The sequence below is a fragment of the Asprobacillus argus genome (assembly GCF_032248395.1).
In the GTDB taxonomy this organism is placed as follows: domain Bacteria; phylum Bacteroidota; class Bacteroidia; order Flavobacteriales; family Flavobacteriaceae; genus Polaribacter; species Polaribacter argus.
The window spans coordinates 594307-607663 of record NZ_JAVTTO010000002.1 but is presented as its reverse complement, the minus strand read 5'-3'; the positions used below and the strand labels follow the sequence as shown (position 1 = coordinate 607663).

The following is a 13357-nucleotide window of genomic DNA, read 5'->3' as shown; positions in this document are numbered from 1 at the left end:
ATCGAGGACAAAAATAACAAACAATGAAGGTTAATATTGATGAAAGTTGGAAAAAAATTCTACAGCCCGAATTTGAGAAAGGTTATTTCAAAGAATTGATTCCTTTTATCAAGAAAGAATATGCAACACATCGCTGTTATCCCAGAGGGAAAGATATATTTTCTGCCTTCGATCATTGTCCTTTTGATCAAGTAAAAGTTGTCATTATTGGTCAGGATCCATATCATGGACCAGGCCAGGCGAATGGACTCTGTTTTTCTGTGCATGATAATATTTCTCATCCTCCATCACTTATAAATATTTTTAAAGAATTAAATTCGGACATTGGAAAACCATTGTCACAATCAGGCGATTTATCCGTTTGGGCGAAACAAGGTGTTTTACTTTTAAATGCTACACTCACGGTAAGAGCGCATAGAGCAGGAAGTCATCAAGGAAAGGGCTGGGAGCAGTTTACAGATGCTGTGATCGAAAGCATTTCTTCTCAAAAAGAAAATGTTGTTTTTTTATTATGGGGTGGTTTTGCCAAAAAGAAAGGAAGAAAGATCGATGCGCAAAAACATCATATACTTAGTTCTGGTCACCCTTCGCCTTTAAGCGCTAACAGAGGATATTGGTTTGGAAATAAGCATTTTTCTAAAACGAATGATTATCTAAATAGCATTGGAAGAACTACCATTAATTGGTAACTAACTCATATTGATCTCTCCAATATCATGGATTTCTCCTAATTCAAAGACGTGATTTTCAAATATCAAATCGATAATGTCTGCCGTCATATTTGGATATTCGACGGATACCCGATAGTCATTGCGTATCCAGGTTTTTATCTTGGCAAGATGTTTTAAACTCAATTTTTTTATGACCAATACTCCCATTTCTTCTAAAACTTTGGCATTGCATTTTTGTTCAAACTGAGCTTTCATAGGAATGACCAACAATTTTTTCTTTAAAAAGAGTGCTTCGGCGGGTGTCTCAAAACCTGCACCACACAGAACACCTTTTGCAGCTGCCATCTTTTCTATAAATAGTTCGTTGTTAACTGGGTAAAAGATGATATTATTTGCCAAATACACTTCTGTTGTTTCTTTAGAAAAGACGTGCCATTTTTCATCTTTACATTTAGAGAGTACTTTGATGATCTTTTTATCACTGTATGCGGGGAGGTATACCACATAATAGTTCTTATCAGTTACTTCTTGATTTCTAATTTCATTACGAATTACTGGTGTGAAAATATGCTTGTCGTAAGACATAAAGTGAAAGCCATATTGATATTTTGTAGGAGCGTAATACTTTATAAAAAGCCGTTCCACCCATTTGATTTTTTTCGGTTTAGGGACAAGTTTATTGAGAATGGCTGACTGATGACTCAATGAAATTACGGGAATATTATTTAGTTTTCCCGCCCAAGCAGAAACAGGTTCAAAATCATTGATGATAATATCATATTGTTTGATTGGAATAGATTTGATTTCTCTGTAGAATTTTCGGCTATTCATTTTTTTAAATGTTTTCCAGAAATCAATACCTCCTTTTTTACCAAAGGTAAAGCCTAAGCCATGTAGGAAATAGGTTACTTTGAACGGAACCTTCTTTTCTCGAGTGGCACTGCTCAGTAGTACATCCAAATCCCCTTTTTGTTCTAATAGAGGAATGATATCTCTTGCTCTACTGATATGACCATTCCCTGTACCTTGTATTGCGTATAATATTTTCATGCTATTTTAATTTTGTAATATCGAATTCAGCTAATAGATCCTTAAAAAGATCTTTACTCTTATGCTCGGCTTTCACAAGCTCTGGGTCTTTTACAGTATAGTTTAGATGTAAATTCTGAGTAACTTCATCTTTTGAATATTCATAAAGCGACCACGTTTGGTTTTGATATTCCAGAGCTGTTAAGTTTTCTATCCAGTCTCCTGAGTTTAAGTAGAGTACTTGTTGTCCTAACTTATTCTTGACAATTCTTTTTTGAGGTTGATGTATGTGACCACAGATCACATAATCATATTTATTATCCATAGCTATACTTGCCGCGGTATCTTCAAAATTGTTGATGAATTTGACGGCACTTTTAACGCTGTTCTTTATTCTTTTTGATAATGATAGACGCCCAAAGCCCAACGCGTTACTTATAAAATTTATGAATGTGTTGATCATGATCAGTATATCATATCCTACACCTCCTAATTTAGCCAACCATTTGGCATGCTTCATGCTAACATCGAACACATCTCCATGAAATATCCATGCTTTTTTACCATCCAGATCTAAAACTAGTTTGTTTACGATCTCAAAGGAACCTAATCGAAACCCTTTAAATTTGCGAAGCATCTCATCGTGATTTCCCGTTATATAGTAAACCTTTGTGCCTTTGGTTAAAAGTGAAGTAATATATTTTATCACTTTCATATGCGATTTTGGAAAATATCGTTTGTTGAATTGCCAGATATCAATGATATCCCCATTAAGAATCAATATCTTAGGATTTATCGTTTTAAGGTAGTTGAGGAGTTCTTGGGCCCTACAGCCAAAAGTACCTAAGTGAATATCAGACACAACGACAACATCTAGCTTCCGCTTCTTAAATTTTTTCATCAAGTTTTGTTTGGATTAGAGGGGTTAATTCCGTGTTTAAAGCTTTGGACTTTAAATAAGGTAGGTACTTTTCTATGAAAGCTTTGAAATCTTATCGCTTTGTATAGATTGGTTTATCAAAACTAGAGAAGAAATGTTGATTTATGTTAAAGTCTATGTAAACAGATTGTAACTCAATGTTTATAAAATGATGTGCAAAATGTTAATAAAAGTAGTTATGTATAAAAAAGTCCACTTTAATAGTGGACTTATAGAATTTGAAAAAAGAACAGTAACTATACGTGCTCCGTTACAATAACAAAGCTCGTAGGTTGCTGTGTTTGGTCTGTTTGAATAGTTGATTTTTCAGCTAAACCACATCTTTTAGAAGCACTTCTGCAAGATGATAAACTAATAAGTCCGATAACACAAATAACAATGTATACGATTCTTTTCATGGTTTTCATTTTAATGGCCTAAATGTACATATTTTTTATAACATGATGTACATTTTTCTTCTCTTGGATAACGTTAAAGTGTAGCATTTTATTTTGTATACCCTCAATTAATTTAGGATCAATTGGTTGTCCTGAATTCCAGGTGGTCTTAGATAACCATTTTTGTATGTCCTCTAAGCGTTGCTCATATCGAACAGATAATATGGAGTCTATATCAGGGAGTTGTTTAAACCCTTTGGTTTGATCGTTAATGATATTCAATATATGTCTTACTTCTTCAGGATATTTTGATAGGATTTCATCTCGAACGGCAATAACAAAACAGGGCCATGGGGTAGGGCAATCCCCTAATCTTCTAAATGTGCCATTGTCTACTAAAGGTTTTGTGGTAAAATGTTCCCACATAAAATAATCGGCTTCACCTGCATGTAATGCAGCAATACCACCTTTTAGATCTTTAACAACCTTAAATTGTAGCGAATCTAGATCCCATCCTTGATTATAAGCATTCACGATAGCCATTAAATGAGAGCCCGATCCAAACCTACTAATAGCTACAGTAGCATGTTCTAGTTCAGAAAGGTGTTTAAAAGTAGATTGAGCACCCACATGAATACCCCAGATCAAAGGCGTATCTACATACGTTTGTACAATTTTAGAAGGATTTTCTTCTTGAATGTCTTTGATAATCCCTTCGGTTAGCACAATAGCGACATCTACATTGCCCTCTCGCAATGCTTTGGTCATTTGACCGGTGCCGCCATGAAAATCTTTCCAACGAAGGTTAATACCGTGTTGCGTATATTCCTTATTCTTTAAGGTTAGATACCACGGATAATTAAAATGTTCTGGAACACCACCAATTTTAAGGTGTAGCATTTATTCTACTAATTTATTCAGTGTATATTCAATAAGTTCGGCAACTACCTTTCCTGGATCTGCGCTAAATGTACCATTTGCTCTATTCGCAATGATCGCGTTCATAGAACAAGCTTGATGTCCTAATAACTTGGATAACCCATAGATTGCCGACGTTTCCATTTCTAAATTGGTCACACGTATGCCATTATGATTAAAGCTATCAATTTTTGCATTTAGATCATGATCTTCTAAAGGAAGACGTAATATTCTTCCTTGCGGTCCATAGAACCCACCAGCAGTAGCCGTCATTCCTTTATAAACTATTGAAGTAGCTATTTTTTGATCTAGTATCTCACCATTTGAGATCACAATAGGATACGCTTTTTTGGGATTCCAATTTGTATGTGCTACAAAAGCACGTTCAATATCTACATGTGAAATAGTATCCGCTTGATAAAAATGCAGCATACCATTAATATCTAGGGCATGAGAACTCATTAAGAAGCTATCCACGGGAATATCGGTTTGTAAAGATCCAGATGTCCCTATTCGAACTATATTTAAACTGGTATGTGTGTCTTTTACTTTTCGAGTATTTAGGTCAATGTTGACAAGCGCATCTAGCTCATTCAATACAATATCGATATTATCTGGACCAATACCTGTAGAAATTACACTTAAACGTTTTCCTTTATAAGTACCAGTTGTGGTTTTAAACTCTCTTTTTTGAGTCGAAAATTCAATGGAATCGAAGTGTTTTGTTACTTTATCTACGCGATATTGATCTCCAACAAAGATAATATCATTGGCAATATGTTCTGGCCTCAGATTTAAGTGATAAATACTTCCATCTGGGTTTAATATAAGCTCTGAGCTTTTAATAGACATTTAAAATTGTTTTAATTAATTTGTTCTTTTCTGAATTAAATTGATAATTCAGTCTTTGCACGCCGCCATATATCATATTGTTCTTTACTTCGCGTGCAAAATTGTGCTGACCTAATAAGGCTTCATGGCCATTTCTGTTTAGTTCTAGCTTTTCTGTTGAGGACTTAAAAAAGATGGAAAGCTTTTCAATAATTCGTTCCATTTGTAAATCACCAAAGCCGTAATACCCTTGATAATTCAAAATATAACCTAGCAAATGGTGTTTTGATTTCACGTCCCGATCCTTCACAATGGTCAATATATTTTCTTCCAAAACGCTAAGCCCTGTTTTCTGATTAGGGAAACGCTCTATATGTGCTTTTAGGCAATTACTCATATATTTAAAAGATGAGTTTGAAACGATATAAGGTTTGAATAGATTATGATCCATGCCACAATAAATATTCCAGAGATCAACCGCCAATTCCTGATCTTCTTTTGTTAGCTTTATTCTCGCGTGAAAATGCTCTCTTAATTGATCCGGATTAAGCTCAGGCAATCCTTTTAAACTTTTCTCTCCAGAAATAAAACCACTGGTTACTAAGTAAATAGGTTTATCGATCTTCTTTTGATGTAACAGGCTGATTACGCCCAACATATTAATATGACAAAATAGATCATACTCAAACCATAAAATAATAGCATCATAGTTCTCTGTATGCTCTAATTTTATGAGGTCCCGATTAAAATCGAATTTATTTACTTCGATATCATAATATTCTTTAAGAAAACTACTTCTGATATCGAAGAATTTCTTCGAATTGATGTTGGAAATAACGGGTCCTTCACATAACATTTCCTGCCAGGTAAGAAAATCACCTTGGAAGCCTAATTCATTAAGATAATCTGTAAGACTATCTCCATTTGTAATGTGTAAAACCTTGTTCATATCTAGCCACCCACTCTTTTTACGGAAAATCCCTTTTCTTTAAGCATTTCCATGATCTTATCTCTATAATCGCCTTGAATGATAATCTTATCATCCTTAAAACTACCTCCCACACTGAGAGTTGTTTTAATTTCTTTGGCTAGTTTTTTAAAATCAGAAGTTGCGCCGTTATAACCTTCTAAGATGGTTATAGGTTTCCCTTTTCGCTTTTCATATTTGCAAAGGATAGGGGCTTCCTGCAACCAGATGTCACTTTTCTTTTCAGAAACTTTGGGAGTTTCTGGAACGTGGTCAGGAAACAAATTTTTTAATTGATCTTGTAAATCCATTCTTATTTGGTCAGTCCTAACTCCTGTAATCGCTCATCTAAGAACTCTCCAGCAGTAATATCATCAAATTGTTTTGGATTGTTTTTATCAATACAACTATCTAAAACATCCAATTTCATATCACTAATTGGGTGCATGAAAAATGGAATAGAAAAACGTGAAGTTCCCCATAATTCTCTTGGAGGGTTCGTTACTCTATGGATCGTTGATTTTAGTTTATTATTACTATGTCTAGACAACATATCACCTACATTGATCATTAGTTCGTCTGGCTCCGCCATTGCGTCGATCCAATCTCCTTCATGATTTTGTACTTGTAAACCTTTTCCTTGAGCTCCCATCAATAGTGTGATTAGGTTGATATCTCCATGAGCAGCAGCTCGAACCGCATTATCTGGCTCCTCTAAAATAGGAGGATAGTGGATCGGTCTTAAAATACTATTTCCATTCTTGATATATTCATCAAAATAGGTTTCTTCTAAATCAAGGTGAATCGCAAGAGAACGTAATACATATTTTGCCGTCTCTTCTAGCATTTTATATGTTTTCTTTCCAACTTCATTAAATTCAGGAAGTTCTTTAACTTCCACATTATCGGGATATTCAGCTTCTAAAGCAGGATTATTCTCAACGTATTGACCGAAGTGCCAAAACTCTTTTAGATCTCCTTCTTTTTTACCTTTCGCACTTTCTTTTCCAAAAGATACATATCCTCTTTGACCACCAATACCTGGGATCTCATATTTCTGTTTTATTTCAGTAGGAAGTTCAAAAAACTTTCTAATTTCTTCATATAAATTATCAACTAATGCGTCATCTAAGAAATGTCCTTTTAAAGCAACAAATCCTATGTTCTCATATGCATGACCAATTTCGTTGACAAATTTTTGTTTTCGTTGTTCATCTCCAGATAAAAAATCTGCAAGATTTACGCTAGGAATTTTATTCATTTTAGTAAGATTAAAATAAGTTTAGTATAAAGTTAATAAAATAATCACGTATTCAACAAAGAATTACTTCTTATTGAACGGGATTGTATAGGAAATAGTGTAATTAAATCCGAAACCGGCGTTATTAAGAAATATTCGATTAAAGCCAGGAGCAAATAGGGTTTTAAAATTATCTGGCTCTTTGAGACTGATCATTATTTTATAAGACATGCTTGCCGAGAGATAGAGGTTAGGAAGTGTTTCTACCTTAATTCCTAACATCAATTCGGTCCAATGTGCGTTTAAGCCACTTACTGTTTGAGAGCTCGTAATGGTTGTAGAAGGAAAGTAGGTATTACCAACATTAAGTTCATAACTGTTAAGGGTTTGATCAAAAATGCTCAGCCCATAACGAAATCCAAAAAAGATCTCATTGGTCATATCCAACCAGTTTTTATAGAGGTTGAAATTTCCTCCTATTCGAATATAATTTCCTTTTGAAATAGAGTTTGTAAAATCCTCTTGTGTTGTTTCTTCTTCATATCCTATCTCTGCGGCCAGGTAAAAGGTTTTAGTAAGTCTATAATCTCCAACAATTTCGAACCCTTTAAAAGTATCATCAAATACAGCTTTTATAGGTTTGCTAATGTCAATACCAAGTCGCAAACCATATGGTGTTTTATAGACAGTCGTATCTTTCTTTACAGCCTTCGTATCAACAGGCTTTTGTGCATAAATACTTGTACACACAAGTACCATGAAAAAACTAATGAAATATTTGTACATGGGCTGATGATTCATTATTGATTGTTGTAATGGCAGTCGGTGTAAATGACTGTATCCAGCCCCCACCTGAAGTAATCGTTACATTATTGAAAATTGCTTTAAAACCGCACGATCTAGAAACATAAACAGCTTCCACATCGTAACTTATAGTTAACTGATCTGTTTGATTATTGACTATGTTCCCATCTACATTATTCATCTTAAAATTATAAATAGTCTGAGAAGCTTCTGCATTTAGCGGTATAACAATTGAATCTGTAGTAATTGAAGTATACGCGGATAGTGTATCTTTTCCATCTGCCCAAACCGATAATCGCTCGACAGCTTTTATATCAGTTTGACTAGTATTATTGTAAAAACGAAGTATCAAATTTGGCGTAATAGGCTCTATACAAATATCATCTTTTTCACAAGAAGTTACTAAGAGCACTAAAACTAAAAGAAATCCTATTTTCTTCATTAAATTCAGTTTAATTTCTAGAACCTCAAATGTAAGTAAAAGATTCATTAAATTTTGGGCATTATCTGTTAAAAGAACAGAGATAGCAGAACTATATTGTATTACACTTTTTCAAATAGAGTTACAGTTTCTATATGTGAGGTATGAGGGAATTGATCTACCAAACTTATTTTTTTTAGTTGATATCCGTTATTCATAAGTTCTTCGGTATCTCTTGCTTGAGTGGCTGGATTACAGGACACATATACCATCCGATCTGCATTTAAATGAATGATTTTACGTAACGTTTTTGGAGCAATTCCTGCCCTAGCGGGATCAAGAATTATCGTACGGATCTTGTTCTGATATTCCGGATGTACCTGTAGGAATTTCCCCACATCGGCAGCATAGAATTGTAGTCCTTCGATACCATTTCTTTTTGCATTTTTCTTGGCATCTTCAATGGCAGAAGCAACAATATCTACACCAACAATCTTTGCATTCTCACTTTTAGAAGCAAGTATCTGTCCAATCGTTCCTGTTCCACAAAATAGGTCCATGACAACCGAATTATCAACGGCTTCTCTATTTTCTAATGCGTAATCAATAACTTTTGTATACAGTTTTTCTGCGGATTTTGGATTGGTTTGAAAGAAACTTTTCATGCTGATCTCGAAATTTAAACCTAAAAGCTCTTCTACAATTTTATCCTTTCCAGCTATAAGTTCAATACTCCCTGAGGTAGCAATAGTTCTATCTCCAACCTCATCGTTAATTGTATGTAAAAGACCCGCGAAACGTTCTTTGAAAATATCTTGTAACAGCTGAGAGAATGCATTCAAATCAAATTTCGATAATTCGTACGAAGTTGTTACTAAATTGAACAATAGTTCATTGGTTTTGTAAGATTTTCGGACAACAAAATATCTAAAGAAACCTTCTTTTCTTGGTCCATGCCATGGGGCAAGTCCGGTTTTTTCGCAATATGTCCGGATTACTTTAATATGATCTTCTACCTGCTTGTCGAATAGCCCTGAATCTTTTTCTAAATTATCGCCCATCCACCAAACACCTCGTCTTTTAAAGCCTAAAGTGAAAATATCCACATCAGTTTTTAAGGTTCTATCGTATCCGATTGCAGAAAAGCCATATTCCATTTTGTTTCTGTAATGAAAAACATTAGGAGAGCTTATAAACTCATCAAAAAGGTCATGGATATTTTCAACCTTACCAATTCGTTGAAACAAAGACAAAGTACTTTCCTTTTTATATTGATGTTGTAGTTCAATGGGGAGTTGAATGTACGGAGCTCCTGGAATGTCTTGAAACGGTACTTCAACCTCAGTGTCAGCATGCTCTAATACGTCTATAAGTTTACATTCAGCATACTTTTTACTCGATTTTTTAACCTGTGCCTTGACTTTTTGACCTGGTAATGTATTTGGAACAAATACCACAAATTCTCCCTCTTCAGAACGAATTCTACCAATTCCTTTTCCGCCAAAAGCATAATCTTCTATCCTTAGTTCAAGAATCTGACCTCTCTTTACAAACTTATTTCGTTCTCTACGTGGCATCTATTTGATTTAATTGAGCGCACAAACTTAGGAATTATTTCAGTTATCTTTATAAGGTTTCTACATTTCAAATGAACCTTTTGTTTTTTTGTTCGTCTATGGTGTGATTGTATTCATGAAAAAATTAACCAACATAACAGATGCAGATCTGGTAAAAGCGTATCAATCGGGGGATATAAAGGCCTTGTCTGCTTTAGTCAAGAGATGGCATGTGTCATTTTGTAAATTGGCGTATTGGTATGTTAAGGATGCAGATATAGCAAAAGACATCGCTCAGGAGAGCTGGACGATCATCATTCGAAAATTAAATGATCTCAAAGAGCCTAAGAAATTTAAAAGTTGGGCTATAAGTATTGTAAATAGACGAGCCATAGATTGGATTCGTGCTCAGCGTAACGAAGATAAAAAGTTGCATCGCTTTTACCACGAGCGCTCATCAAAGGTTATTTCAGAGACAAATGAAGACTATAAACAAGAATTGCGTAGTAAATTAATACAATCTATATATGAGCTTTCTGATGATCAGCAAATGGTTGTAAAGTTATTTTATACACAGAATTACTCATTAAAAGAAATAAGTTCTTTATTAAAAATATCTGTAGGAACAACGAAATCCAGATTGTTTCATGCAAGAGAGAAATTAAAAACAATTTTAAAAACATAGAAATTATGAAAAATATGGAAGACATTGACAAGTTGATCAGGGAAACACTCACACAAGAAGAGGCTAAATTTTATGATGACCTTCATGAAGAAGGACTGTTTGATATGGTAAGAAGTTTATTTAAAGGAAAACTACAATGGATTATTCGTTTAATGATCGTTATCAACTTTATCATACTAGGGTTTTGTGTCTATGCAATCATTCAATTCTTTGAAGCTACAGAAATTGCTGAGCTTATTAAATGGGCAGCAGCTACCTTTATTGGTATGATGATGATATCCATGTTGAAGTTATTTTCATGGATGCAAATGAATAAAAATACATTGATGAGGGAGATAAAAAGATTGGAATTATTGATCTCTTCGATAACATCAAAATAGTGGTACTTAGATTTTATAGCATAAGTAATATTTACTAAATTGCAGGCTCTAGGGATGATTTCTTTCCCACGCTGAATTTTCGAACCCTTCGAAAGGATAAAGGTAGATAAGGAATGGTTATTTTATAAATTAAAAATTATTAAAAATGGCTGTTTTAGACCAATTAACTTCGCAACAAGCGATCGATTTAGAAAACAAGTACGGAGCGCATAACTATCACCCATTACCAGTGGTATTGAGTAGAGGAGAAGGTGTGTATGTCTGGGATGTAGAAGGAAAAAAATACTACGACTTTCTATCTGCATATTCTGCAGTAAACCAAGGACACTGCCACCCTAAGATTGTAAATGCTATGACCGCGCAGGCGCAAACGTTAAGTTTGACGTCACGAGCATTTTATAACGATATGTTAGGTAGGTATGAAGAATTTGCAACACAATATTTTGGGTTTGACAAGTTACTTCCTATGAATACAGGAGCAGAAGCGGTAGAGACTGCATTAAAATTATGTAGAAAATGGGCCTATGAGGTAAAAGGAATTTCAGAAAATGACGCGCAAATTATTGTTTGTGAGAATAATTTTCATGGTCGAACTACCACGATCATTTCTTTTTCAAATGACCCTGTAGCGCGTAAAAACTTTGGACCATTTACAAATGGATTTATAAAGATTGAATACGATAATTTGGTTGCTTTAGAGCAAGCCTTGGAAAGTACACCTAATGTGGCCGGATTCTTAGTAGAACCAATTCAAGGTGAAGCGGGCGTTTATGTGCCATCTGATGGGTATTTAACTGCTGCTAAAGCATTGTGCGAAAAACATAATGTTTTGTTTATTGCCGATGAAGTGCAAACTGGTATTGCGAGAACAGGAAAGTTGTTAGCGGTTAATCATGAAGATGTAACTCCAGATATTTTAATTTTAGGGAAAGCATTGAGTGGAGGGGCTTATCCGGTATCTGCCGTATTGGCAAATGATCCCATTATGAATGTAATTCGACCTGGAAATCATGGTTCAACATTTGGAGGGAACCCAATAGCTGCTGCTGTAGCGATGGCAGCATTAGAAGTAGTGTTGGAAGAGCACTTAGCAGAAAACGCAGAACGATTAGGACATATATTTAGAGCTGAATTATCTACGTTTGCAGAAGAAAATGAACTTGTTCACCTAGTAAGAGGAAAAGGATTATTGAATGCAATTGTAATCAATGATTCAGAAGATAGTTCTACTGCCTGGGATATTTGTATACAGTTAAGGGATAATGGTTTATTAGCGAAACCAACGCATGGTAATATTATCCGATTTGCACCACCGTTAGTAATGAATGAAGAGCAATTATTAGATTGTGTAGGCATCATTAAAAAAACTATTACTAACTTTAGCAATTAAACTAACTTAACTATTTTATATTATGGCGATAGATGATATCGGGAGTGATACTCCAAAGGGATTAACATTGAATAATCAAACTCTGGCTTTTTTAAGAGAAATTGCAAAATGGACAAACTTCTTGGCAATTGTTGGATTTATAGGTATTGGACTTGTAGTGCTTATGGCACTATTCGGAGGAGCATTTCTAGCTTCTGCTGCGTCTGAATTCGGCGGAGGTACCGAAGCTGTCGGAGGTGCTTTTTTTACCATTATTTATTTATTGGTTGCACTCTTATATTTCTTTCCTGTGTATTACTTGTTCAAGTTTTCAAGAAACATGAAAGCTTCATTGCAATCGAAAGATGAAAGTGCACTTACAAAGGCTTTTGAGTATATGAAATCTCATTACAAGTTTGTAGGTATTTTGACGATTATTATGTTGTCATTTTACGCTTTAATTTTTCTGTTTGGACTTTTGGGCTTTGCAGCATCAGGATTCTAAAAGGAATATACTTTATAAAAAAAGGAGCCATTTGGCTCCTTTTTTTATTGTAATGATTCTAATCTTTCTCTCATTAAATCTGGATCGCCAAGCGCATCCCAACCAATAAGACTTAATGCCCATAATATCATCAGGATCATTATAAGGTTTAATACAATACCTATAATTCCTAAAATTTTTCCTGCAGTACCATTTCCTGCACTAGTATATGTATCGGGATATTTTCTAAATTCTCTTTCGGCACCACGACCCAAAAAGAAAGCAATAATTCCTAAAGGTAGTCCAAGAATACCATAACAAATACACGTTAAAATTGAAAGTATCCCTAATACTAGAGATGCGGTTCCATTAGACGGAGTTTGATTTTCCATTGCTATATCAAATTAAAATAAATAATTCATTTTTATAAAGTAGCTGATGATAATGATCAGCAAATTAACGGTGACTAAAGTAAGTATAATTTTACGACCTTTTTTAAATTTATATTTCAAATGCAGAAGTCCAAATATCGCCAATATCAATAAGGTATATATTGCTGGATACATTTTGAAAGCTGCGACAAACTCACCTCTTAACAATAACCAAAAAGCACGCTGAATCCCGCAGCCTAAACACTCCACTCCAAAGAGTTGCTTGTTCAAACAAGGAAGCATATAATCTTTGG

At 34.5% G+C, this 13357-nt stretch carries 18 protein-coding genes; 5 read left to right on the top strand and 13 right to left on the bottom strand.

From position 1 onward, the window contains the following. Positions 1-23: 23 nt before the first annotated feature. Positions 24-689: a uracil-DNA glycosylase gene (locus tag RQM59_RS06505; protein ID WP_349241275.1), complete on the top strand. Its 666-nt coding sequence runs from the start codon at positions 24-26 to the stop codon at positions 687-689. On the opposite strand, the gene RQM59_RS06500 is transcribed toward RQM59_RS06505, so the two are convergent. From RQM59_RS06500 to rlmD, 11 genes are all read right to left on the bottom strand, one after another. Continuing rightward, positions 690-1721: a glycosyltransferase family protein gene (locus RQM59_RS06500; protein WP_349241274.1), complete on the bottom strand. Its 1032-nt coding sequence runs from the start codon at positions 1719-1721 to the stop codon at positions 690-692. A 1-nt stretch (position 1722) separates the two neighbouring features. Further along, positions 1723-2601 (bottom strand): UDP-2,3-diacylglucosamine diphosphatase, encoded by an 879-nt coding sequence (locus RQM59_RS06495; RefSeq protein WP_349241273.1) that lies wholly within the window; start codon positions 2599-2601, stop codon positions 1723-1725. 275 nt (positions 2602-2876) lie between these two features. Continuing rightward, positions 2877-3038, bottom strand: coding sequence for a hypothetical protein (locus tag RQM59_RS06490; protein ID WP_349241272.1), 162 nt, complete (start codon positions 3036-3038; stop codon positions 2877-2879). Positions 3039-3056: 18 nt separating this feature from the next. Then, entirely contained in the window at positions 3057-3917 is an 861-nt protein-coding gene (locus tag RQM59_RS06485) for a substrate-binding domain-containing protein (RefSeq protein WP_349241271.1), read from the bottom strand. Further along, positions 3918-4787 (bottom strand): nucleoside phosphorylase, encoded by an 870-nt coding sequence (locus tag RQM59_RS06480; RefSeq protein WP_349241270.1) that lies wholly within the window; start codon positions 4785-4787, stop codon positions 3918-3920. Next, positions 4777-5715, bottom strand: a complete 939-nt coding sequence (locus tag RQM59_RS06475) for a DUF1835 domain-containing protein (RefSeq protein ID WP_349241269.1) — start codon at positions 5713-5715, stop codon at positions 4777-4779. Before RQM59_RS06475 ends, RQM59_RS06480 begins: the two co-directional genes overlap by 11 nt. Before the next feature lie 2 nt (positions 5716-5717). Next, positions 5718-6044, bottom strand: a complete 327-nt coding sequence (locus tag RQM59_RS06470) for a translation initiation factor (RefSeq protein WP_349241268.1) — start codon at positions 6042-6044, stop codon at positions 5718-5720. Between the two features lie 2 nt (positions 6045-6046). After that, on the bottom strand, positions 6047-6994 hold the full coding sequence (locus RQM59_RS06465) for an isopenicillin N synthase family dioxygenase (RefSeq protein WP_349241267.1): 948 nt from the start codon (positions 6992-6994) through the stop codon (positions 6047-6049). Between the two features lie 63 nt (positions 6995-7057). Further along, a complete protein-coding gene (locus tag RQM59_RS06460; RefSeq protein WP_349241266.1) occupies positions 7058-7732 on the bottom strand; it encodes a DUF6048 family protein in 675 nt (224 codons plus the stop codon). A gap of 7 nt (positions 7733-7739) precedes the next feature. Continuing rightward, positions 7740-8219 carry a DUF6452 family protein gene (locus RQM59_RS06455; RefSeq protein ID WP_349241265.1) on the bottom strand — a complete coding sequence of 160 codons (480 nt, stop codon included), beginning with the start codon at positions 8217-8219 and terminating at the stop codon, positions 7740-7742. Between the two features lie 101 nt (positions 8220-8320). After that, positions 8321-9775, bottom strand: a complete 1455-nt coding sequence (rlmD, locus tag RQM59_RS06450) for a 23S rRNA (uracil(1939)-C(5))-methyltransferase RlmD (RefSeq protein WP_349241264.1) — start codon at positions 9773-9775, stop codon at positions 8321-8323. 115 nt (positions 9776-9890) lie between these two features. Here rlmD and RQM59_RS06445 point away from each other — a divergent pair, with 115 nt between their 5' ends. From RQM59_RS06445 to RQM59_RS06430, 4 genes are all read left to right on the top strand, one after another. Next, positions 9891-10439, top strand: a complete 549-nt coding sequence (locus tag RQM59_RS06445; RefSeq protein ID WP_349241263.1) for an RNA polymerase sigma factor — start codon at positions 9891-9893, stop codon at positions 10437-10439. 5 nt (positions 10440-10444) lie between these two features. After that, positions 10445-10819, top strand: coding sequence for a DUF6768 family protein (locus RQM59_RS06440; protein ID WP_349241262.1), 375 nt, complete (start codon positions 10445-10447; stop codon positions 10817-10819). Between the two features lie 145 nt (positions 10820-10964). Next, positions 10965-12209 carry an ornithine--oxo-acid transaminase gene (gene rocD / locus RQM59_RS06435; protein ID WP_349241261.1) on the top strand — a complete coding sequence of 415 codons (1245 nt, stop codon included), beginning with the start codon at positions 10965-10967 and terminating at the stop codon, positions 12207-12209. A gap of 22 nt (positions 12210-12231) precedes the next feature. After that, entirely contained in the window at positions 12232-12693 is a 462-nt protein-coding gene (locus RQM59_RS06430) for a DUF5362 family protein (RefSeq protein WP_349241260.1), read from the top strand. 44 nt (positions 12694-12737) lie between these two features. On the opposite strand, the gene RQM59_RS06425 is transcribed toward RQM59_RS06430, so the two are convergent. Both RQM59_RS06425 and RQM59_RS06420 read right to left on the bottom strand, forming a co-directional pair. Next, complete coding sequence (locus RQM59_RS06425) at positions 12738-13064, bottom strand: CCC motif membrane protein (protein ID WP_349241259.1); 327 nt, start codon at positions 13062-13064, stop codon at positions 12738-12740. Positions 13065-13076: 12 nt separating this feature from the next. Next, positions 13077-13346 carry a DUF2752 domain-containing protein gene (locus tag RQM59_RS06420; protein ID WP_349241463.1) on the bottom strand — a complete coding sequence of 90 codons (270 nt, stop codon included), beginning with the start codon at positions 13344-13346 and terminating at the stop codon, positions 13077-13079. Positions 13347-13357 lie beyond the last annotated feature (11 nt).

What these genes read in the sequence shown, in the direction of transcription:
- RQM59_RS06500 (WP_349241274.1), bottom strand. Translation starts at nt 1,721, where the DNA reads ATGAAAATATTATACGCAATACAAGGTACAGGGAATGGTCATATCAGT.
- RQM59_RS06470 (WP_349241268.1), bottom strand. Translation starts at nt 6,044, where the DNA reads ATGGATTTACAAGATCAATTAAAAAATTTGTTTCCTGACCACGTTCCA.
- RQM59_RS06495 (WP_349241273.1), bottom strand. Translation starts at nt 2,601, where the DNA reads ATGAAAAAATTTAAGAAGCGGAAGCTAGATGTTGTCGTTGTGTCTGAT.
- RQM59_RS06485 (WP_349241271.1), bottom strand. Translation starts at nt 3,917, where the DNA reads ATGCTACACCTTAAAATTGGTGGTGTTCCAGAACATTTTAATTATCCG.
- RQM59_RS06445 (WP_349241263.1), top strand. Translation starts at nt 9,891, where the DNA reads ATGAAAAAATTAACCAACATAACAGATGCAGATCTGGTAAAAGCGTAT.
- RQM59_RS06440 (WP_349241262.1), top strand. Translation starts at nt 10,445, where the DNA reads ATGAAAAATATGGAAGACATTGACAAGTTGATCAGGGAAACACTCACA.
- RQM59_RS06430 (WP_349241260.1), top strand. Translation starts at nt 12,232, where the DNA reads ATGGCGATAGATGATATCGGGAGTGATACTCCAAAGGGATTAACATTG.
- RQM59_RS06490 (WP_349241272.1), bottom strand. Translation starts at nt 3,038, where the DNA reads ATGAAAAGAATCGTATACATTGTTATTTGTGTTATCGGACTTATTAGT.
- RQM59_RS06480 (WP_349241270.1), bottom strand. Translation starts at nt 4,787, where the DNA reads ATGTCTATTAAAAGCTCAGAGCTTATATTAAACCCAGATGGAAGTATT.
- RQM59_RS06455 (WP_349241265.1), bottom strand. Translation starts at nt 8,219, where the DNA reads ATGAAGAAAATAGGATTTCTTTTAGTTTTAGTGCTCTTAGTAACTTCT.
- RQM59_RS06465 (WP_349241267.1), bottom strand. Translation starts at nt 6,994, where the DNA reads ATGAATAAAATTCCTAGCGTAAATCTTGCAGATTTTTTATCTGGAGAT.
- rlmD (WP_349241264.1), bottom strand. Translation starts at nt 9,775, where the DNA reads ATGCCACGTAGAGAACGAAATAAGTTTGTAAAGAGAGGTCAGATTCTT.
- RQM59_RS06475 (WP_349241269.1), bottom strand. Translation starts at nt 5,715, where the DNA reads ATGAACAAGGTTTTACACATTACAAATGGAGATAGTCTTACAGATTAT.
- RQM59_RS06420 (WP_349241463.1), bottom strand. Translation starts at nt 13,346, where the DNA reads ATGCTTCCTTGTTTGAACAAGCAACTCTTTGGAGTGGAGTGTTTAGGC.
- rocD (WP_349241261.1), top strand. Translation starts at nt 10,965, where the DNA reads ATGGCTGTTTTAGACCAATTAACTTCGCAACAAGCGATCGATTTAGAA.
- RQM59_RS06505 (WP_349241275.1), top strand. Translation starts at nt 24, where the DNA reads ATGAAGGTTAATATTGATGAAAGTTGGAAAAAAATTCTACAGCCCGAA.
- RQM59_RS06425 (WP_349241259.1), bottom strand. Translation starts at nt 13,064, where the DNA reads ATGGAAAATCAAACTCCGTCTAATGGAACCGCATCTCTAGTATTAGGG.
- RQM59_RS06460 (WP_349241266.1), bottom strand. Translation starts at nt 7,732, where the DNA reads ATGGTACTTGTGTGTACAAGTATTTATGCACAAAAGCCTGTTGATACG.